The following is a 458-nucleotide window of genomic DNA, read 5'->3' on the forward strand; positions in this document are numbered from 1 at the left end:
ATGGTGGGCGGACGTGTCCTATTCACCGATTCAACTCATCTGAAAGCCAATGCCAACAAGCACAAATACACAAGAAAAACGATTGAACAGGATACACAAAACTATATCAAAGATTTAAATGAAGCCATTCAAGAAGATCGGGAGGAGCACGGAAAAAAGTCATTACCAGCCAAAGAGGAGGTGAAAACTGAAAAAGAGATCCGCCACAGTACAACTGATCCTGAAAGTGGATATATGTATCGTGAAAACAAACCGGAGGGTTTCTTTTACTTAGATCACCGAACAACGGATATGAAACATAACATTATCACCGATGCCTATGTCACACCCGGAAATGTTCATGATTCTGTGCCTTACCTTGACCGATTGGATCACCAAATCGCACGATTTGGTTTTCAAGTGGAAGCTGTCGCTCTTGATTCCGGATATTTAACGACTCCCATTTGTAAAGGATTATC

Annotated in this window: 1 pseudogene; it reads left to right on the plus strand. The window is 41.5% G+C overall.

Features of this window, described 5'->3' with window-relative positions:
• Positions 1-458 (plus strand): annotated as a pseudogene (locus tag Q3W56_RS20665) (IS5/IS1182 family transposase); the annotation flags it as partial.

The organism is Bacillus sp. C28GYM-DRY-1 (genome assembly GCF_030519405.1).
Lineage (GTDB): Bacteria > Bacillota > Bacilli > Bacillales > Bacillaceae > Bacillus > Bacillus spizizenii_A.